Annotated in this window: 17 protein-coding genes and 1 other RNA gene; 1 reads left to right on the forward strand and 17 read right to left on the reverse strand. The window is 51.9% G+C overall.

The genetic code is table 11. The features are described from left to right. Window positions 1-13 precede the first annotated feature (13 nt). The 10 genes from rimO to BQ2674_RS08650 all read right to left on the reverse strand — a co-directional run bounded on the left by rimO (window position 14) and on the right by BQ2674_RS08650 (window position 10,759). A complete protein-coding gene (gene rimO / locus BQ2674_RS04360) occupies window positions 14-1,345 on the reverse strand; it encodes a 30S ribosomal protein S12 methylthiotransferase RimO (protein WP_075572622.1) in 1,332 nt (443 codons plus the stop codon). Further along, window positions 1,345-2,394, reverse strand: coding sequence for an ABC transporter substrate-binding protein (locus BQ2674_RS04365; protein WP_075572623.1), 1,050 nt, complete (start codon window positions 2,392-2,394; stop codon window positions 1,345-1,347). The genes rimO and BQ2674_RS04365 overlap by 1 nt, the downstream gene beginning before the upstream one ends. A gap of 36 nt (window positions 2,395-2,430) precedes the next feature. Beyond that, window positions 2,431-2,817 (reverse strand): helix-turn-helix domain-containing protein, encoded by a 387-nt coding sequence (locus BQ2674_RS04370; RefSeq protein WP_075572624.1) that lies wholly within the window; start codon window positions 2,815-2,817, stop codon window positions 2,431-2,433. 46 nt (window positions 2,818-2,863) lie between these two features. Next, the gene (locus BQ2674_RS04375) at window positions 2,864-5,395 is read right to left on the reverse strand and encodes an FtsK/SpoIIIE family DNA translocase (protein WP_075573358.1); all 2,532 of its coding nucleotides are present in this window, start codon (window positions 5,393-5,395) and stop codon (window positions 2,864-2,866) included. Between the two features lie 109 nt (window positions 5,396-5,504). After that, window positions 5,505-5,682, reverse strand: a non-coding RNA gene (gene ssrS, locus BQ2674_RS04380) — 6S RNA. Window positions 5,683-5,783: 101 nt separating this feature from the next. Continuing rightward, window positions 5,784-7,058: a serine--tRNA ligase gene (serS, locus tag BQ2674_RS04385; protein WP_075572625.1), complete on the reverse strand. Its 1,275-nt coding sequence runs from the start codon at window positions 7,056-7,058 to the stop codon at window positions 5,784-5,786. Window positions 7,059-7,086: 28 nt separating this feature from the next. Then, window positions 7,087-7,731: a histidine phosphatase family protein gene (locus BQ2674_RS04390; protein ID WP_075572626.1), complete on the reverse strand. Its 645-nt coding sequence runs from the start codon at window positions 7,729-7,731 to the stop codon at window positions 7,087-7,089. Window positions 7,732-7,742: 11 nt separating this feature from the next. Continuing rightward, entirely contained in the window at window positions 7,743-9,338 is a 1,596-nt protein-coding gene (gene serA, locus BQ2674_RS04395) for a phosphoglycerate dehydrogenase (RefSeq protein ID WP_075573359.1), read from the reverse strand. A gap of 33 nt (window positions 9,339-9,371) precedes the next feature. After that, window positions 9,372-10,448 (reverse strand): 3-phosphoserine/phosphohydroxythreonine transaminase, encoded by a 1,077-nt coding sequence (serC, locus tag BQ2674_RS04400; RefSeq protein WP_075572627.1) that lies wholly within the window; start codon window positions 10,446-10,448, stop codon window positions 9,372-9,374. 188 nt (window positions 10,449-10,636) lie between these two features. Next, window positions 10,637-10,759 carry a hypothetical protein gene (locus BQ2674_RS08650; RefSeq protein ID WP_268872865.1) on the reverse strand — a complete coding sequence of 41 codons (123 nt, stop codon included), beginning with the start codon at window positions 10,757-10,759 and terminating at the stop codon, window positions 10,637-10,639. Window positions 10,760-10,951: 192 nt separating this feature from the next. Between BQ2674_RS08650 and BQ2674_RS04405 the strand changes: the two genes are divergently transcribed. Next, entirely contained in the window at window positions 10,952-11,557 is a 606-nt protein-coding gene (locus BQ2674_RS04405; protein WP_075572628.1) for a superoxide dismutase, read from the forward strand. A 68-nt stretch (window positions 11,558-11,625) separates the two neighbouring features. On the opposite strand, the gene BQ2674_RS04410 is transcribed toward BQ2674_RS04405, so the two are convergent. The 7 genes from BQ2674_RS04410 to BQ2674_RS04440 form a co-directional block, all read right to left on the reverse strand. Beyond that, window positions 11,626-12,252, reverse strand: a complete 627-nt coding sequence (locus BQ2674_RS04410) for a site-2 protease family protein (RefSeq protein WP_075572629.1) — start codon at window positions 12,250-12,252, stop codon at window positions 11,626-11,628. A gap of 19 nt (window positions 12,253-12,271) precedes the next feature. Then, complete coding sequence (locus tag BQ2674_RS04415; RefSeq protein ID WP_075572630.1) at window positions 12,272-13,129, reverse strand: MurR/RpiR family transcriptional regulator; 858 nt, start codon at window positions 13,127-13,129, stop codon at window positions 12,272-12,274. A gap of 25 nt (window positions 13,130-13,154) precedes the next feature. Further along, window positions 13,155-14,474, reverse strand: a complete 1,320-nt coding sequence (locus BQ2674_RS04420) for a gluconate:H+ symporter (protein WP_075572631.1) — start codon at window positions 14,472-14,474, stop codon at window positions 13,155-13,157. A 57-nt stretch (window positions 14,475-14,531) separates the two neighbouring features. After that, window positions 14,532-15,935, reverse strand: coding sequence for a decarboxylating NADP(+)-dependent phosphogluconate dehydrogenase (gnd, locus tag BQ2674_RS04425; protein WP_075572632.1), 1,404 nt, complete (start codon window positions 15,933-15,935; stop codon window positions 14,532-14,534). 12 nt (window positions 15,936-15,947) lie between these two features. Continuing rightward, window positions 15,948-17,495: a gluconokinase gene (locus tag BQ2674_RS04430; RefSeq protein ID WP_075572633.1), complete on the reverse strand. Its 1,548-nt coding sequence runs from the start codon at window positions 17,493-17,495 to the stop codon at window positions 15,948-15,950. A 169-nt stretch (window positions 17,496-17,664) separates the two neighbouring features. Continuing rightward, window positions 17,665-18,579 (reverse strand): dihydroorotate dehydrogenase, encoded by a 915-nt coding sequence (locus BQ2674_RS04435; RefSeq protein WP_075572634.1) that lies wholly within the window; start codon window positions 18,577-18,579, stop codon window positions 17,665-17,667. Further along, window positions 18,579-19,343 carry a dihydroorotate dehydrogenase electron transfer subunit gene (locus BQ2674_RS04440; RefSeq protein WP_075572635.1) on the reverse strand — a complete coding sequence of 255 codons (765 nt, stop codon included), beginning with the start codon at window positions 19,341-19,343 and terminating at the stop codon, window positions 18,579-18,581. The genes BQ2674_RS04435 and BQ2674_RS04440 overlap by 1 nt, the downstream gene beginning before the upstream one ends. Window positions 19,344-19,366 lie beyond the last annotated feature (23 nt).

Here is a 19,366-nt window from a genome sequence, read left to right on the forward strand (position 1 = left end):
ATCCACCTCGCCGCTATACTCTTTCGGCAATTAAATCATAAGCGAAGCCGCGCACTACTTTGACGGGAATAATATCGCCCGGCTCAAGGCCCGCGCCGTCTTCCACATAGGTCAGGCCGTCCACTTCGGGAGCCTGCGTATTGATACGGCCCACAGCCTGTGTATAACCGTTTTCGTCCGTAATTTCTTCAACAATGAAAGGATGAACGCTTCCTTCAAGCTCGCAGTTTCGTTCCTCCGAAACCTTTGCCTGAATGGCCATGAGCTTATGATACCGTTCCTCCTTTACGCCTTCGGGAATTTGATCCTTCATGGCCGCTGCCGGTGTACCTTCCTCCTGCGAATACGTAAAAACGCCGACGGCATCGAATTTCGTCTGCTCCACGAAATCGCAGAGCTCCTGAAATTCTTCTTCCGTTTCACCCGGAAAGCCGACGATAAAGGTCGAGCGCAAGGTCAGCTTGCGGCCGTGACCGCAGAGCTTGCGGACGAGCCGTAAAATATCATCCTTCGTGTCCCGTCGATTCATACGCCTCAATACCGTATCGGAAATGTGCTGCAGCGGCAAATCGACGTAAGGACAGATTTTATCCTCCCTGACAATAATATCCATCAATTCGTCCGTAAAGTAATGAGGATATAAATAGAAGAGGCGAATCCACCGCACCTTGTCTATTTTTACGAGGCTGCGCAGGAGTTCGGGCAAAAGCGGCTCACCGACCGTATCGATACCGTAACTCGTCGTATCCTGGGCAATAAGGTTGATTTCCTTCACGTCGTTTTGCGCCATATCTTTCACTTCCGCCACGATCGAGTCCATAGGCCGGCTATACAGAGGACCGCGTACTTTGGGAATAATACAGAAGGTACAGCCGTTGTTGCAGCCTTCACCGATTTTAACGTAAGCGCTGTACGCCGGCGTCGTCCGCAGACGACTCGTCTCCTGATCGTACAGGTGGCTGACATCATCCATAAAACAGGCGCGTTTTCCCTGTTTTGCCGCCGTAACGGCTTCCCAAATGCGATCCCACGAGCCCGTACCCAAGAGGGCATCCACTTCGGGCAGTTCTTTCAAGAGTTCCCGTTGATACTGTTGACTGAGACAGCCCGTAACGATGAGGATTTTGCATTTTCCGTCCGTCTTATAGCGTGCCGCAGCCAAAATCGTTTGAATGGATTCTTCCTTCGCCTTTTCAATAAAGGTGCACGTATTGACAATAATAATGTCGGCGTCCGCCATGTCTTCGGTCAGGCCCATGTGGCGCTGCTGCAAAATACCGAGCATGACCTCCGTATCTACTAAATTCTTTGAACAGCCCAAGCTGACAAAAGCAATTTTTTCCATTACCCTTCCCTTCCGAATCGTACGGCTCTGAGCCACCAATCCTGCATGGACTTGCGTTCACTGTCGTTATAATGCTTCGTCCCTTTAAAGATGACGAGATTTTGCTGTTTCGAGTCCTGACGCGCAGGCAATGTACTGTTGGCATAGTGGAAATAGAGGCGGTTTTTGCGCAATACGGCTGCCGCTTTATCAGACAAAAGCCAATCTATAAAGGTTCCCGCCAGGTCTTCATCGGAGCACCACCTAGTCACGGCGGCTCCGGTCAACCAAGCGGATGTTCCGTCCTGCGGAAAAATAACATATACAGGCGCGCCGTCAAAACGATACTGCTCGGCCGTAACCGCATCGACTACGCCGACCTGGGCTTCACCGCCGGCGACGCGGTGCATAATGGGGATCATCGTTTTCGTGTACGAGCCTATACGCTCCTGCAAGCTTCTGAAGTAAAGAGCCGACCGTTCCGTCCCGTGTTGTTCCACATATTCGCAAAGAAAATCGCCGGCAATGTCCGTCGCCGCAAGATCCGGAAAACTGATGACCATAGTCGAATCCGTAAGCAAGTCGCCCCACGTATTGATATTACTGCCGCCCATACCGTAATAGTCACGGTTGACTACAAAGACAAGAGGATTATACCACAGACCCGTCCAGGCACCGGCATCGTCTTTACGCTCGGGCGCAACCGTATCCGTCATGTCCGACAGATACGGCAAAAAGGCGCCTTGAAGCCGTCCCGTGCGCAACGTCCCTTCCGAAGCGATGACCGCGTCGGGCTGCTGCCCCGGTGTAGGGTGCTGCAGTGAACGCTGCAGGGCGTCTTCCGTGAGCGTCACCATGCGCACGCGCAGGCCCGTTTCCTCATAAAAGGCCGTCGCCAAATCGCGATTCGCTGCGGCCGGCAGGTCCGAATACACGGTCAAATGCCGTTCTTTTTCGTACATTGCCTGCGCTTCAAGCTGCTGTTCCCGATCCTGCTGTATAAATACGCCTGCCCAAAGGAGGCCCATAATAAAAAGTATTATCCCTAAAAGAGGAAGATGTTTTTTCATGCACCCGTTCTCCTACGCGGTTAACCGTCCGTCTCGTTACAAGACCTGCCATACAACGACTGCGGCAAGACAAATGACCATGCCGACAATGCCGACTTCAACCCATCTGCCCTGATTACGCCGATTATTTTGCGTACGCCGCAAAAAAGAGGATTTTCGCACCTTGCGGCGCACGGGCTGCGGCCTTTCCGGTGCGGTATGCTGTAAATACAACTCTATCAACTCCTCGCCGTTTATGCCCAAATAATTGGCATAGGAGCGAATAAATCCTTTGACAAAAACCGCACCCGGAATAGTATCATACTTATCGGCTTCAAGGGCCGCCAAGTAATCCGTCTTTATATGCGTAGCCGCCGCTATATCCGTCAACGTCCGACCCTGAACTTCCCGTTCGGTTTGTAGAACTTCTCCTGCTGAAGGCATATATGTATCCTCCGTTTATGGTATATATAGTCAAACCGACAGCTTTTTAATCGGAAAAATACTTATGCTGTACTTCTTCCGCCGTCATGAGAATTTCTCGCGCCTTACTGCCATTGGCGGGACCGACAATATGCATGACTTCCATTGTGTCGACCATGCGGGCGGCACGAGAAAAGCCGATACGAAAACGGCGCTGCAGCATGGATACGGAGGCCTGTCCCGTTTCCAAGACCATCATAATCGCCTTTTCCATCAATTCGTCTTCAAAGAAATCGCCGCCGTCGGCCTTTTCTTCCTGCTGAGCCGCCGTGACGGATTCGTCATACTGCGGCTTGCCTTGCGCCTTAATATATTCGACGACTTCGTCGATTTCGTTGTCCGATATGAAAGCGCCCTGAACGCGCACAGGCTTTGACGCACCCATAGGATAAAAGAGCATATCTCCCTTGCCGATAAGCTTTTCCGCACCGGCCATATCCAAGATAGTGCGCGAGTCGATTTGGCTCGACACGGCAAAGGCGATACGGCTCGGCACGTTAGCCTTAATCAGGCCTGTAATGACATCGACGGACGGTCGCTGCGTTGCCAAAACGAGGTGCATGCCGCAGGCGCGGGCTTTCTGCGCCAAACGGCAAATAGAGTCTTCCACATCGCCGGCTGCAGCCATCATAAGATCCGCCAATTCGTCGATAATGATAACCACATAGGGCATGGCTTCCTGCGGATGAAGCTCGTTATAACGCTTAATATCGCGCGTCTTCGTCATGGCAAAACGCTTATACCGATCATCCATTTCCCGTACGGCCCAACGCAGTATATTGGCCGCCTTTTTCGGATCCGTCACGACAGGTGTCATCAAATGCGGTATGCCGTTATAGTTCGACAGTTCGACAACCTTCGGATCGATTAAAATCAGTTTTACATCCTGCGGCCGCTGTTTAAAGAGGATACTGGAAATAAGGGTATTAATACACACGCTCTTGCCCGATCCGGTAGAACCGGCGACGAGCAGATGGGGCATCTTCGCAAGATCCGCCACAATAGGTGTGCCTGCAATATCCCTGCCCAGACCGACGGGAACACCGCCGGCGGCATTGCGAAATACGTCTGTATCCAAGACGTCGCGCAGGCAAACGGGCGTCACCTTGTGGTTGGGCACTTCAATACCCACGGCAGCCTTGCCGGGAATGGGAGCCTCTATACGAATATCCGTAGCGGCAAGCTTTAAAGCCAAATCATCCGCCAAGTGAACAATTTTGCTGACCTTGACGCCTGCCGCCGGCTCCAGCTCATACCGTGTTACGGCAGGGCCGCGACTGGCTGTCAGCATTTTTGCATCAATGTTAAAGCTTTTTAACGTATCCTGCAAGATCTGAGCATTTTGCCGCACTTCATCACTCAAACCCGTTTCGGCCGCATCGCCGCGATGCAGTATGGAAACAGACGGCAGGCGGTATGTGTGTTCGCCTTCAGCCGTCGGTACGGCCGTCTGTCCTCTCGCGCCCACTTCGACCGTACCGGCCGTAAGCTCCGTTTCGAGAGGCTTTAAGTCCTCCATTTCAACAGCCGGCGCCGTTGCGGCCGTATACGCCGCCGGTTTCGTATCGTCGATGACGACCGTTTCGATTATACCGTTGCCGTCGTTTGCTTTACCTGCTTCGGCCTCGGGAATCTCCGCATCGTCTTCATCATAACCATAAGCTTCCAATTCGGAGCCATATACGTCTCTGCGGTCTTCAAATTCTCCTTTATCGGCAAAATCTGTGTTGTCGCCGCCGGCTTCGACAAGCGACAACTCGTCAGATGAACTCGGTTGTACGATTTCACGCTCTTCCCAATTTTCCGTTTCCGTCACCGCGGACTGCGGATTATGAGACACGACAACTGATGCGGCAGCTGCGTCGTTCGCTTCCTTTTCAATGTCAAAAATCTTTCGCTGTTCACGCTGTTGCCACTGTTCGCGCACGACCTGCGTCGCTTCCTGAATGCCTGTAACCGCCTTGCTCGACGCATAGGCGACAGGCCTCGAGATGGAGATTTTCTTCCAGATCATGAAAGCTGCAATAAGAGCAACGACAAGAATTAAAACAGTGCCGAAAGGACCGCAAAGGCTGCGCAGAGCCGAAGTCGGCAGGGCGCCCAAAATTCCGCCGCCCAGACGCAGAGACGCGGGAACGAACTCTTCGCCCTGTCCCGTAAAAAAGGCGTGCCAAAGGCTCAGCAAAAGCTCGTACACCAAGGCGCCCATGCACCAGCTTTTCGTAAAGGGCAGGGCTTTCCGTTTAATTATGTACTGAATGCCCGCCGCAATAAAGGCAACAGCTACAAAGAGGCGACCCGCACCGAAAGCATAAGCAAGGAGGTCGTCCAGAGCATAGCCGATACTGCCCGTGTCAACACCCATAAAACCGACGGTAAAAAAGATGCCGCCTACCAATAAAAAAAGCCCGATTATTTCATATTTTAACCAAGGCGTACCGCTTTTTTTACGCGTTGCCGCCCTCTTTTTTGCACTCCCGCCTGAAGCCCGCTTCACTTCGGTCCGTGCCGCCTTTGCCCGAGTCTTTCGTTCAGCCACTTTGCCACCTGCCAATTATAGCGCTCCTGTAGATTTATAGGTTTCGTACCATATAGAAAGCCGCCAAGCTAACTTAGCGGCCGAATAATCATGGATTATCTGTCAAAAAAGAAGCCCCACCATGCCGTCTATAACCGAGTTTTGAGCCTGCCTGAGCAGGTGGGTGTCCTCCTATTGGGAGTCAACAGTCCAGTGAAGGCATTGTTTAACCGCAATAGAGCCCGAACTCCCGATGTATAAGTGTTGGTTCAAAACATCGAGTACCTTTACGCACACAGTAGGGTTTTCTCTTGACCTTAGTATACTTAATGACCGCAAAAAAATCAAGTCATACCGCCAATTCTCACATATCTTGACGGCATGACCCGGCCATTGGAATTCTCTTGCCTTATACGGATTTAATGACATCGCATTTCATATACGGACGGAGCACTTCCGGTACTGCGACGGAGCCGTCCGCCTGCTGGCAGTTTTCCAGAATGGCCGCGACCGTGCGGCCTACGGCAAGACCGGAGCCGTTCAGCGTATGGACGTATTCGGGCTTCGACTTGGCATCGCGGCGAAAACGAATATTCGCACGCCGTGCCTGGAAATCTTCCGTATTGGAGCACGACGAGATTTCGCGATACTTGCCCTGCGCCGGGAACCATACTTCCACGTCGAAGGTCTTTGCTGCGGAAAAACCGATATCGCCCGTGCAAAGGCAGACGACATGATACGGCAGCTTGAGTTCCTGCAGAATAGCCTCGGCGTTTTGCGTCAACTTGTCCAGTTCGTCATAACTCGTTTCGGGGGTAACGTATTTTACCATTTCCACTTTGTGGAACTGGTGCTGCCGAATAAGGCCGCGCGTATCTCTGCCGGCGGATCCCGCTTCGGCACGGAAACACGGCGTAAGGGCCGTCAAGTAAACGGGCAGTTTCGCACCGTCAATGATTTCGTTGCGATAGTAATTCGTGAGCGGTACTTCCGACGTCGGAATCATGAACATTTCCTGTCCTTCAATACGGAACATGTCTTCATAAAATTTCGGCAACTGCCCCGTTCCCTGCATTGACTCGCGATTTACGATATACGGCGGAATCACCTCCGTATAGCCATCCACTTCCGTATGGCGGTCGAGCATGTAATTATAAACGGCCCGTTCCAAATGAGCGCCGGCACCTAAATAGAAATAAAAGCGCGAACCCGCCACTTTACCGGCCCGTTCGGCGTCAAGGATGCCGAGAGCTTCACCGATTTCCCAATGGTCTTTGGGCTGAAAATCAAAGTGCGGCAATTCACCCCACTTACGCACTTCCGGATTGTCGCTGTCGTCTTTGCCGACGGGAACGGACGGATGGCACATATTGGGCAGCATGAGCCGGATGGCGACCATCTTGTTTTCCGTGTCCCTCACTTTTTCATCAAGTTCCGCAATTTCATCGCCCAATTTTTTCATGTCCGCAATTTTTTCATCTGCATTTTCTTTGTTTCGTTTGAGCACGCTGATTTCTTTTGTCACTTCGTTACGGCGGCTTTTCATGGCTTCAACGCGGCCTAACAAATCGCGCCGTTTTGCATCAAGTTCAATAAAAGTATCCACGTCGACGACAGTGTTGCGTCGTTTTAAATTCTCTTTTACAGCCTCTGTATTTTCACGAATAAATTTTGCATCCAACATATTAATATCTCCTCTCATTGTACGCTGATTATAAGCCTTTTTGGTCTGTCGTGCTGAATAAATATCCCATGTGAAGTGTTGAGTTCAGCAGGACCAGGCGCCACTTGCCGTCCTGTTCCTCCAGGACGTTAATGCACGTATTATCCTGCTTTACTTGCCAGAATTTGTCGATTCCCATACCGAGAAGATCACAAATAATAACCTTGTTTACCGCATCGTGAGCGGCAACGAGCACGGTTTTGCCGGAAAAGCGGGCGGCGTAGTCGTCAAAGGCCGGGCGCACTCGTTTTCTCACGTCTTCCAGCGATTCGCCGCCGGCACCGGGCATTTTCACCGTATGAGGGGCTTTGTGCCAAGCCTTAAACTCGTCGGCATACAGGCTTTCAATTTCTTCCGTAAGGCGGCCGCCCCAATCACCGTGATGGATTTCCGTCAATCGTTCGTCCTTTTCAACGGAAAGATTATGCAAATCGGCACAGAGTTTGGCCGTTATAAAAGCACGTTGCAAAGGGCTCGACAGGCAGACGTCGAAAGGAATGTCCTTGAGGCTCCGAGCCAGCTTTTCTCCCTGCTCCCGGCCATAAGCGCTGAGCGGGGTGTCTTCCTGTCCCTGATAGCGACCCGTAACGTTCCACTCCGTTTGGCCGTGGCGAACTAAAATAATACGTACCATCGGTCTCCTCCTTATTGGTGCGGCTCACAATGAATGAGTTTCATATCCAAAATGCCGTCGATTGCCTTGAGCTTCAACATGACATTGCTTGGAATATCGTCGGCGACGGCAATAGCCATTATATTCGTCCCCTTTTGCGTCATATTCCCGACCTGCATGCCCGTAATATTGATCCGCGCTTCGCCAAGGATGGTCGAAATCTGGCCGATCATATTTGGCTGGTCAATATGCGGTGCCAGGATAAGGTAGTTTTCCGGCGTGAAATCGACGCGGTATCCGTCAATCTGCACGATTTTCGCTTCTGTCCGGTTAAATAAAGTTCCCACGATGCTGTGTTCGCCCTTTTCCGTCACAATGCGTACCGTAACGGCGTCAACAAAGGTACCGGGGTCGGCGCTGCGTATTTCTTTGACCGAAATATGCCGCTGCTTGGCCACATCCGGCGCATTTACGAAATTGACCGAATCCTGCAGGATCGGATTCAGCGCACCTTTCAAAACGGCCGTCGTCAAAAGCCCGGTCTCCGTTTCGGCAAGCTTCCCCGTGTATTCGACCGTAATTTCCTTCATAGGCCCCTCAGCCAAGTATACACCGATGATGCCGATACGTTCCATCAGATCGAAGTAGGGCTGAATTGTAAGATAAACGTTCTTGGCAATAGGTACCATGTTGACGGCCGTCGGCACCGGTTCACCGCGCAGTCCGGCCATAATTCCTTCGGCCACATCTACGGACACGCCTTCCTGAGCCTCTACGGTCGATGCACCGATGTGCGGTGTAATGACGACGTTTTCCATGCCCTTGAAGGGATTGATATCCGCCGTAAGCGGTTCTTCCGGGAAAACGTCTACGGCTGCGCCGGCAACGTGACCGCTTTTGAGGGCGGCGGCCAGGGCATGTATGTCGAGGACGGCACCGCGCGATACGTTAATTACGCGCACACCCTTTTTCATTTTCGCTATTTCTTCAGCGCCGATCATGCCGCGCGTCTCCTTTGTCAGCGGCGTATGGAGCGTAATATAATCCGCTTCGCGCAAGAGCGTATCCAAATCGACGAGCTCGCAGCCCAGCTGCTTGCCCCGTTCTTCCGGTATGTACGGGTCATAGCCGATAGTCTTCATTTCCATGGCCTGCATGCGTTTGGCAATACGCGAGCCGATACGACCGACACCGATAATCCCGACGGTCTTGTCCTTGAGCTGAATACCCGTAAACTTTTCCCGGTTCCACTCGCCGGCCATGAGCGAATCGTGAGCCTGCGGAATATGGCGCGTAACGGCCAAAATCATGGCGCACGTGTGTTCCGTCGCGGCAATCGTGTTGGATGTCGGCGCGTTGACGACAATAATACCGCGAGCCGTAGCGGCTTTGAGGTCGATACTGTCGATACCGACACCGGCACGGCCGATGATTTTAAGCTTCCCCGCCGCTTCAATGACCTCCGCTGTAACGTGCGTCATAGACCGCGTAATGAGGCCGTCATACTCGCCGATGCACGTAATGAGGTCTTTTTCGTCGAGGTTTGTTTTTATATCAACATGATATCCGTTCCTGCGCAATAACTCGACGCCCTTAGCCGACACGTCGTCGCTTACCAGTATTTTCATCATCTCTTCCATTGCCGCATCCTCCCGTCTATGTTATGCATGGTTCTTGCGAAATATCCTCATAAAATCCGCCAATACTTCACAGGCTTCAAGTGTCACCGCGTTGTATACGGACGCCCGACAGCCGCCTAAGGAACGGTGCCCTTTAAGACCCGTTAAATTTCGTTCCGCCGCTTCATGTACAAACTTCTTTTCCAGTTCCGCCGACGGCAGGTTGAAGGTAATATTCATGATGCTCCGCGAATTTTTTGCCGCATGCCCTTTATAAAAACCGTCGCTTTCATCAACGGCTTCATAGATGACGGCCGCTTTTCGGCGGTTGCGCGCTTCCATGGCTGCCAAGCCGCCCAGAGACTCCAACCAATGAAGGACCTTGTTGACGAAATAAATGCAAAAAACCGGCGGCGTATTGTATGTCGAATCGTGGTCAAAAAAGGTACCGTATTTGAGCATAAGCGGCAAGTCTTTCTTTGCTGTCCGCAGCAGTTCTTTTTTCATAATACCGATGACCGCACCGGCAGGACCGACATTTTTCTGAATACCCGCGTATATAAAAGCAAACTTGCTCACGTCCACAGGCCGTGCCAAAAAGTCGCTGGATGCATCGCAGAAAAGAGGGACGCCGACCGTCGGGTAATCTTGCCACTGCGTGCCGTGAATTGTATTGTTCGACGTAATATAGACATAATCCGTATCGGGAAGAACCGTAAAATCGGCAGCCCCGGGAATGTATGTGAAACCGTCTTTTTCACTTGACGCCACATCATACACTTCTCCGAAAAAGGAAGCCGCTTCCTTGGCTTTCTCCGACCACACGCCCGTATTGATGTAGCCGCCCCTGCGGCGCAGGAAATTCGCACCGTGCATGAGAAACTGCAAACTGCCGCCGCCCTGCATAAAGGCGACGACGTAGTCGTCGGGAACGGCGAGCAGTTTGCGCAAGAGCGAAACGGTCTCATCCTGCATTCGCTGATACGCGTCGCTGCGATGACTGATTTCAACGATACTCATGCCGGTCCCGTTAAAATTCAAAAACTCGTGCTGTACTTCTTCCAACACGTTCAGCGGCATGGCCGACGGACCGGCATTAAAGTTATAGACTCTTTCCACCGTCTTTCCTCCTCACTTCCCGGAAAAAATAAATACGGAGAAGCTGTCCACTTGGGACGAGCCTCTCCGTATCTCGCGGTACCACCCAATTTGCCGTAATGCGAAAAAACAAAAAAACTCCCGTCCCTCAGGGACGAGAGCATATTCCCGCGTTGCCACCCAACTTGCCGTACGGCCATCTTTAAGCGCTATATCGGGCGCAGCCCGTCAAATTCGTCATTTGCCGCTCCGGAGCGGAACGCCTCACAGTCCTGTCGCCTCGCACCGGCCGGCAACTCTCTGAAAAAGACTCCGATTTGCTTCTCCATCACTGCGTTTCCTTATTATTGTTCATAGTATATGCATTTTACCGTTCCCTGTCAATACATATGCTTATATTCGTATATCCATCCATGCAATAACTGTATATATCTGCGTGATTATAATCTGGACTTTTTAAGTATTATTTGTTATACTTGTCATATGATAATCATTATCGACTTTTTATAAGGAGGTTTTTTATTATGGCATACACATTACCCGATTTGCCGTACGCATATGCGGCGTTGGAACCGTATATCGACGAGGAAACAATGCATTACCATCACGACAAACACCACAACACGTACGTAACGAATTTGAACGGCGCTGTTGAAAAGCACCCGGAGCTTTTTGCAAAGACGGCTGAAGAACTGGTCGCCGATCTGAACGCCGTTCCTGAAGATATTCGTACAGCCGTTCGCAATAACGGCGGCGGACATGCAAACCACACGTTCTTCTGGAATATTATGAGTCCTGACGGCGGCAAGCTTTGCGGCTCCGTGGAAGACGCTATCAATACGGCTTTCGGCAGCACGGCGGAATTCCAAAAACTCTTTACCCAAGCCGCCACAAGTCGTTTCGGCTCCGGTTGGGCCTGGCTTGTCGTAAACAAGGGTAAGCTCGAGGTCATGTCCACGGCCAATCAGGATTCACCTCTCAGCGAAGGCAAGACGCCGATTCTCGGTCTCGACGTGTGGGAACATGCATACTATTTAAAATATAAGAATGCCCGTGCGGCCTACATTGATGCTTTCTGGAATGTAGTCAACTGGAAACAGGTAAACGAACACTTTGAAAAAGCAAAATAAATTTTCCATAACCGAAATGGCCGTCCTCAAGGGGACGGTCATTTTGCATACAAATTACTATCTCATTCTTATAAAAACAGGGACAACACCATTTGGTAAAGTATCAATATGCCCCTTTGCACGGGAATAAGGATCGTTCCCAATATATTCGTCATCAACAATACGATGAGAATCAGGAGTGAGTATCGTTCCAGGCCGGCCAGTTTATATGCCCATTCCTGCGGCAAAAGAGCTGTCAGGATCCGCGAACCGTCAAGGGGCGGAATAGGCAGTAAATTAAAAACGGCGAAATTGATATTATACATTACGATTAATTGCAATACCAGGAGCATACCGCTTGACAAGAGCACATCAAATCGGTTAAATACGGCTATCATCCCCATTGCCAAAAAGGCGACCAAAAAGTTTGCTCCCGGTCCGGCAAAGGCGACAAGAATCTCGCCGCGCCGCCAATTTCGAAAATTTCCGGGATTGATCATAACCGGTTTGGCCCAGCCGAAGCGTGCAATAAACAACATAAGCAGGCCGACGGGATCAATGTGGGCAATCGGATCCAAGGTAAGCCGTCCTTCCCTTTTGGGTGTATCATCTCCCATAGCGACAGCCGTACGGGCATGAGAATATTCATGAACGGTCATGGCGATAATTAAGCCGGGAATACCCGCTACCATGGCAAGTATATCAAAGTTAAACATATTATCCTCCAAGAGTGTATCAGTTGGATTTTTTCTTGCTGATTTCCATGCGCATACGTTCCATATTATCCTTAAACGTTTCCGAATCGGCCATGGCAATACGCGTATAGAGTATGTCCGCAACGGCCATGTGAATCAGACGGGACGCGCCGGCTTCAGAAGAGTAATTGACCTCCCGCCCCATACCGTGCAGGCAAATATCGGCAAGCTTCGCCAAGGGCGGGTGAATATGGCTGGTCAGGGCGATAACGGCCGCGCCTCTCTTTTTCGCCACCTTCACGGACTGTATAAGCTCGTCTGTCGCTCCCGTGTGAGAGACGGCAATGACCGCATCCTGCGGTGTGAGCATAGCCGCCGACGTCACCTGCATATGGGAATCGGAATAATCCTGAATGGCAAAACCGAGACGCAAATACCGTGTCATAATATCACGACAGACCGTTGCGGAATTGCCGAACCCGTAGACGGCGATGCGCCGAGCCTGCCGCAAAACTGCGGCAGCCCGGTCTACAGCCCGATAGTCGAGAAGTTGAAGCGTATCCAATAATCCGTCTGTAATATTCTGAAATATTTTAGCCGCAACGGCACTGCACGAATCGTCAACGCCGATATCATGGTAGTTTTGCATTTCACTGGTCAGCAAATATGCCGTCAAGGCCTGCTTTAATTCTTGTCCCCCCCTGTACCCCAGTTTCTTACAAAACCGGGATACCGTAATTTCCGAACTCTCCGTTTGATCTGCAATCTCGGAAATGGTCATTCTCAAAAAAACTTCCGGCTGCTGTGCCATGTATTCGGCAATGCGCCGTTCCGATTTGGTCATGCCGGGATAGGCGCTGCGGAGAAAGGGGATTTTTTCTATATTTTCATTAATCATATGTCAACACTCTCTGCCTGAATGACTATGCCACAAAAGCATTCAATACGAGTACGCCGATGAGGCCCATAACCGCGATAATCGTTTCCAAGGCGCACCACGTACGCATCGTTTCTTTTACGGTTAAGCCGAAAAATTCCTTAAACAGCCAAAAACCCGGATCGTTGGGCGGACTGAAAATCAGAGATCCTGCGCCCGTCGCCAAAACCATGAGCTCCGGATTGGCACCGGTAGCGGCACAAATGGGGGCGGCAATACCGCCGGCTGTAAGAGCCGCAACGGTCGCCGAACCGCAAGCCGTACGAATAACGGCCGCTACAAGCCATGCAAGGACGAGAGGCGCAAGACCCGCGTCGGCAACGAGGGTACCGATATACGTTCCCACACCGCTGTCGATGAGAATCTGCTTCAATGCACCGCCTGCACCGACGATGAGAAGAATCATGGCAATAGCGAGAATGGCATCCTTAACGGTAATCATGATTTCATCCATCTTTTTGCCGCGCGCCAGGCCGAATGTATACAAAGCTATAGCCACGGAAATGGTCAGGGCCATGTCGGGCTGGCCGAGGAACTCGAGGATCACTGCCGCCGCCGACGCCTGGTCGAGGACGAGTTTGGCAATAGCCGATGCCGCCATGAGGACGACCGGCACGAGGGCCGTGAATACGGAAACGCCGAAGCTCGGCATTTCTTCATCGGCAAAAATTTTAGGATTATACAGTCCTTCAGGAATGGCCGGATTAATATCTTTCGTGAAGTTGTAGAACAAAGGACCTGCAACGATGGCCGTAGGCACGGCAATAACGGCGCCGTATATGAGGGTCATGCCGATATCGGCATTATAAATGACGGCAATGGCGGTAGGACCCGGGTGGGGCGGCAGAAATCCGTGTGTTACGGACAGGGCTGCAGCCATAGGGATACCCACTTCAAGAAGAGGAATCTTCGCTTCCGCCGCAATCGTGAATACGAGCGGTATGAGCAGGACGAAGCCGATTTCGTAAAAGAGGGCAATACCGACGATAAAGCCCGTCAGACTGACAGCCCATTTGACGTTCTGCCGACCGAAAACGTTGATCAGCGTCGTCGCAATACGCTGCGCACCGCCGCTTTCGGCCATGAGCTTGCCCAAAACGGCACCGAACGACACGACGATAGCCAAGCCGCCGAGGGTGCCGCCCAATCCCTTCTCAATGGTGGGAATAAGCTTGGCAACGGGCATTCCTTCGGCCAGGCCGACGAGTCCTGCTACGAGCAGGAGCGCAAGAAAGCTGTTGAGCTTAACGCGCACAATAAGAAAAAACAAGACGAGTATGCCGATTGCTAAAATAATTAATGGCATGCTGTGCACCTCCTGTATAGAAAAATAATTGCCGGCCGCAGAAGCGGCGAAAAAGTACTAATGCCGTTTCCAATCGTGGTGAACCGCTTCTCCCGTATCGACGCGCTCAAAGGTGTGAGCGCCGAAATAATCGCGCAGTCCCTGAATCAGGTTGGCCCCGACGGACCGGCTGCGGAATATGTCTATATACTCCAAGGCACTCATGTATGCCGGTACGGGAATACCGCCGAGGGCGGCCGCCGAAACGGTGTGCCGCAGGTTGTCCGTACCGTCGTTGATGCGCATGAGGAAAAATTCGTCGAACATAAGATTTTCCAAGGACGGATTATGTTGAAAGGCTTCCACTATTTTATTGAGAAAATCGGCCTGAATAATGCAGCCGGCTCGGAAAACGGAAGCGATATCGGAAAAGTTCAAATGCCAACCGTAGGCGTCCGATGCCGTGTGATACAAGGAAAAGCCCTGCGCATAGGCAATGATTTTGGCCGTATACAAGCTCTTCCGCACCATTTCCGCAAAGGCCTCTTTATCGGCACGGGAACATTCCGACTGTGCCATAGCCCGGCGTGCCGTTATACGACCGGAATCGTTGGATGAAATACGTGTGTTGCAGGCGGCATCGATCATGGAAACGTTTACGCCGAGGCGCATAGCTTCCATACACGTCCAACGGCCGGTTCCCTTTTGGCCGGCCTTGTCGACGATCTTGTCGATAATATAACCGGCGGCGACATCATCGTGCTCCGCCAAAATATCTGCGGCCGCACCGATGAGAAAGCTCTTCAGCTCGCCCTGATTCCAACTGCGGAGGATTTCGGACATTTCCTGATTCGTAAAGCGGCCCACGTATTTGAGAAGTAAATAGGTTTCGGCAATAAGCTGCATATCGGCGTATTCAATGCCGTTGTGCACCATTTTCACAAAATGGCCGGCTCCGTTTTCGCCCATATAGGCACAGCAGGGCCTGCCGTCGTCCGCTTTGGCCGCAATAGCCTCATAAACGGGCCGAATGGCTTCATAAGCGGATGCGTCGCCGCCGGGCATGATGGACGGTCCCTTACGTGCCCCTTCTTCACCGCCCGAAATACCCATGCCGAAAAAAAGCACTCCCTTTTCCTTACACTGTATGCAGCGGCGCCGCGTGTCGCCGAAAAAGGAGTTGCCGCCGTCAATGATGATATCGCCCGGCTCAAGAATATCCAACAGCTGAAGGACCATGCTGCCTACCGGCGCGCCGGCCATGATCATGAGCATGACCTTGCGCGGTTTTTCCAGGGAGTCTACAAATCCTTTCAAGTCATAGTAAGGTGTAATATTTTCATGCGGCCGCTCAGCCGTAAATTGTTTCGTCAAATCAGGGGTATAGTTGTATACGGATACGCGAAAGCCGTGATCCGCCATATTCAGGGCAAGATTGCTGCCCATGACAGCCATGCCGATGACCCCGATGTCCTGTGCCACGTTCGGTCCTCCTTATAATTTGTTCTGATATGCCGTAATCGCCGTAAATTCAGGCTGTAAATTTTCGTAAATCCGTTCAAAAATCCGAAACAGCTCTTTATATACGGCTACGTTTTCCGCCTGCGGCACATATACCTTCTTCGGATGGACGAGGCTTGCCGTATCGGCAATACCGCTCAATTTTCCGCCGGAAATAAAGCCCAGGACGGCAGCGCCGAAAGCGGCACCTTCACTGTTGTCGGGAAGCGTAATGGGCTCGTTCAATACATCGGCAAGAATTTGCAGCCAAAGCTGAGACTTTGTAAAGCTGCCGCTCACACGAATGTCTTCAACGGAGCCGAACTCACGCAGGGCCGACATAACGCTGTTCAGACTGTAGCAAATACCTTCCATGACGGCGCGGATCATGTGCGAACGGCTGTGATTTAAGGAAAAGCCGAAAAACATACCGCGCAGCTCCGAATTCCAGTAGGGAGCACGTTCGCCCGTAAAGTAAGGCAGACAAATAAGGCCGTCCGCACCGGCATCGACGTGTTCCGCCTTCATAGTCATGAGATCGTACGGGTCGATGTCGAGGGATTCCAGGGCACTGCCGCCGTAATGGCAAATTTTGTCGCGTACCCAGCGCAAAATCATGCCGCCGTTGTTGACGGCACCGCCGGCGACCCACACATCATCGGTCAGGTTGTAGCACCACGTGCGCATGCGCTTGTCCGTCTTCGGTGCCTGTGTCAGCATGCGCAGAGCGCCGCTCGTACCGATAGTGCCGCTCAACTGGCCCGGATTGACGGCACCGATGCCGACATTGACGAGAACGCCGTCCGTAGCGCCGATAACGACGGGAAGGCCCGCAGGCAGGCCCATGGAAGCGGCAGCGCTGTCCGTAAGGGTGCTGCTGTATGTCGTCGAGACGACAGGAGGCATATAGTCTTTAGAAATACCTGCGTACTGCAGGATTTCTTCATCCCATTCCAAAATAAACTCATTGTACAGGCCGCTTGCACTGGCCGCGGAACGGTCAATAACCCATTCACCCGTAAAGTTACGAAAAATATAGTCCTTCAGAGAACCTACGTATTTCATTTGGCTGAATAAGTCCGGCTGGTGCCTGCGCAGCCAAATAATTTTGGCCAACGGATAGCAGGCGTGTACAGGGCAGCCCGTCCGTTCATAAAAGCTGCGGCACAAGTCGGCATCAAGCTTCATGTCCCGCACAATGCCGGCACTGCGGCTGTCCGCCCAAGTCTGCATGTCCATGAGGGGCTGCTTGTTTTTATCAAGACCAGCAAAGCTGTGCATGACTGTACTCAAAGCAATACCGGATAATTCCTTATTCTTATAGCGCAGCTGTGACGCCGTTCTGCGAATAACATCTTCCACGGCTTCGTAGATTTGCAGCGGACTTTCTTCAGCCCAATCGGGATGGGGCGTCAAGAGCGGATAAAAGGCTTCCGCCGAGCACACATTTACACCTTCCGCCGTGTAAGCGATAGCGCGCACGCCCGTCGTACCGACATCAACACCTATCCAAACTTCCTGATTCGTCGAATCCATGGTCATTTTCGATTACCGCCTTTCACGCTGCCCGTTCATCCGCAAGGTATTATATAATGCCATTATACCCGTTATTCACAGTATATAGCAACATTTATTTCATACTATTAAATAGATTGCGATAGCTTTTTATCATAAATTTCCCCTTTTGCACAATTGCAAAAGGGGAATGCTTTTATGTCTCCAATGCGCCTACAATATCGCCGATTCGGTGTATGCCTTCGCGACGGCACCATGCTTCCATGCCGTCGGCAATTTCCGCCAAGGCACGGGGATTTATAAAATTGTATGCGCCTACTGCAACGGCACTTGCACCGGCCAACATGAATTCGACGGCATCCTGCCAGGTCGCAATGCCGCCGAGGCCCAAGACGGGAATGTCCACCTTATTTGCAACCTGCCAAACCATGCGCAGAGCAACAGGCTTTACGGCCGGGCCGGACAGGCCTCCCGTAATATTGCCGAGAAGCGGTCTGCGCGCAGTAATGTCTATAGCCATACCCGTCAGCGTATTAATAAGGGCTACCGCGTCGGCCCCGGCCGCTTCGACGGCCTGCGCTATTACCGTAATATCCGTCACGTTAGGCGAAAGTTTTACAATAACCGGTTTTCTCGTACGGGCTTTCACACTTTTTGTCACGGCTGCCGCCGCCTGCGGATCCGTGCCGAAAATGATGCCCCCTTCTTTTACATTCGGACAGGAAATATTCACTTCCAACGCATCCACACCGTTCACATCGAGCTTTGCCGCCATTTCTCCGTATTCATCGGCCGTACCGGCAGAGATATTGACAATGAAACGTGTATCCAATTGTTTTACCGTCGGCAGTATATGTTTCATAAAGGCATCGATGCCAGGATTTTCGAGGCCTATGCAGTTGAGCATGCCTCCTGCCGTTTCGGCTACGCGCACACCCGGATTACCGGCACGCGGTAAAGGCGTAATTCCCTTGGAGATGACGGCGCCTACATCTTTCATGGCGAGGAAATCTTCATACTCCGTGCCGAAGCCGAAGGTACCCGAAGCGCCCATGACAGGCGTATTCATAGGCATTCCGAGGAAATTGATTCCTATACGTTCCCGCTTCATCAGAACACCTCCCTGCCGTCAAAGACGGGCCCGTCGGTGCAAACCTTATAGCGCTTGCCGTCGATCTTGCTTTCAAAGGTACAGCCCAGACAGACGCCGATACCGCAGGCCATGCGTTTTTCTACGGATACTTCACAGGGAAGGCCGGCCGCTGCAGCCGCCTCGGCCACGGTCCGCATCATGGCTGTCGGCCCGCATACGGCAATGCGTCCAATGGCGTGGTTTTGCAATATATGCGGTACAGCCGCAACGGCAAAGCCCTTCATACCGGCACTGCCGTCATCGGTCGTCACATAGAGCTTCTCCGCATTTTCTGCAAAAAAATCCGTCCAAAAAAGCTCTTCCCTATTTCTGCCGCCGACGAGGACTATAGGCTTATCCGGCAAGCGCCGTGCCAGGAAGATGAGCGGCGCCAAGCCGACACCGCCGCCGACAAGAAGCGTTTTTCCCGGTTTCGTCGAAAAAGTTCCCTCACCCAAGGGACCTTCTATAGAAAAGCGGTCACCGGTCCGCAGCTTCGCCATATTCTCCGTTCCCGTGCCGACGATGCGGTAAATAATTGTGATTTCACGGGCTTTAGCAGAAACACCGGCAATGCCGAAGGGACGGCGTAAAAAGGTATTTCTTCCTGTAAGGGCAATATTGACAAACTGCCCCGGCAAGGCCGCCGCCGCAACCTGTGGCGCCCGACAGTCGAGCTTATACACCGTATCCGTAACCGGACCGTTCGCCGTAACAGCCGCTTCCTCCAAGAACTTCTTCACACCGCTACCTCTTCTCCTGTAAG

The sequence above is a fragment of the Megasphaera coli genome (assembly GCF_900095855.1).
Lineage (GTDB): Bacteria > Bacillota > Negativicutes > Veillonellales > Megasphaeraceae > Megasphaera > Megasphaera massiliensis_A.

Bases quoted from the DNA above. Each gene is read 5' to 3' on its own strand.
- BQ2674_RS04365 (WP_075572623.1), bottom strand. From the start codon at position 2,394: ATGAAAAAACATCTTCCTCTTTTAGGGATAATACTTTTTATTATGGGC.
- BQ2674_RS04430 (WP_075572633.1), bottom strand. From the start codon at position 17,495: ATGACCATGGATTCGACGAATCAGGAAGTTTGGATAGGTGTTGATGTC.
- BQ2674_RS04415 (WP_075572630.1), bottom strand. From the start codon at position 13,129: ATGATTAATGAAAATATAGAAAAAATCCCCTTTCTCCGCAGCGCCTAT.
- serA (WP_075573359.1), bottom strand. From the start codon at position 9,338: ATGAAAATACTGGTAAGCGACGACGTGTCGGCTAAGGGCGTCGAGTTA.
- BQ2674_RS04420 (WP_075572631.1), bottom strand. From the start codon at position 14,474: ATGCCATTAATTATTTTAGCAATCGGCATACTCGTCTTGTTTTTTCTT.
- BQ2674_RS04405 (WP_075572628.1), top strand. From the start codon at position 10,952: ATGGCATACACATTACCCGATTTGCCGTACGCATATGCGGCGTTGGAA.
- BQ2674_RS04390 (WP_075572626.1), bottom strand. From the start codon at position 7,731: ATGGTACGTATTATTTTAGTTCGCCACGGCCAAACGGAGTGGAACGTT.
- BQ2674_RS04370 (WP_075572624.1), bottom strand. From the start codon at position 2,817: ATGCCTTCAGCAGGAGAAGTTCTACAAACCGAACGGGAAGTTCAGGGT.
- rimO (WP_075572622.1), bottom strand. From the start codon at position 1,345: ATGGAAAAAATTGCTTTTGTCAGCTTGGGCTGTTCAAAGAATTTAGTA.
- BQ2674_RS04435 (WP_075572634.1), bottom strand. From the start codon at position 18,579: ATGAAGCGGGAACGTATAGGAATCAATTTCCTCGGAATGCCTATGAAT.
- serS (WP_075572625.1), bottom strand. From the start codon at position 7,058: ATGTTGGATGCAAAATTTATTCGTGAAAATACAGAGGCTGTAAAAGAG.
- BQ2674_RS04410 (WP_075572629.1), bottom strand. From the start codon at position 12,252: ATGTTTAACTTTGATATACTTGCCATGGTAGCGGGTATTCCCGGCTTA.